Raw genomic sequence first — 382 nt, 5'->3', positions numbered from 1 at the left:
ATTTCCAGCGCCACCCCAATGCCGGGGTGCCAATGCGCGAGCTTGCCTGGGGTGACGGGGTAGTAGCTGAACATGAAATCCCACACCGGGTGCCGCTCACCGCGGGTGCGCCTTTCTCGAGCCGCCGCAGTGAGCTCTTCCACCTTCCGCACGTGCTTTTCGCGCTGTGCGGTCCATTCGGCGTGGGAGAGGATCTTAGTCATCGTGGGTCCAGTCTCGCACTGTTCCCACCAACTCCTCAATGATGTCCTCCAAGGTCACAATTCCGACGATCGCGTTGGTGTCATCCTTCACCGCAGCCATGTGGCTGGAGGTCTGGCGCATCCGGCGCATCGCGGTATCAAAGTTCTCATTGAGGGGAACGATGATCAGATCACGAACA

General features: G+C 59.7%; 1 protein-coding gene and 1 pseudogene. Both read right to left on the bottom strand.

Features of this window, described 5'->3' with window-relative positions; translation table 11 throughout:
- Positions 1-203 (bottom strand): annotated as a pseudogene (locus D7Y15_RS46320) (3-methyladenine DNA glycosylase); the annotation flags it as partial.
- The coding region (locus D7Y15_RS43965; RefSeq protein ID WP_121756242.1) for a CBS domain-containing protein at positions 196-382 on the bottom strand (187 nt) is incomplete at its 5' end. The pseudogene D7Y15_RS46320 and the gene D7Y15_RS43965, both read right to left, overlap by 8 nt.

Origin of the sequence: Corallococcus sp. AB030, from assembly GCF_003668965.1 — a bacterium.
Classification (GTDB): domain Bacteria; phylum Myxococcota; class Myxococcia; order Myxococcales; family Myxococcaceae; genus Corallococcus; species Corallococcus exiguus.
The sequence above is the reverse complement of the archived record's forward strand: the minus strand, read 5'-3'. Positions and strand labels throughout refer to the sequence as shown.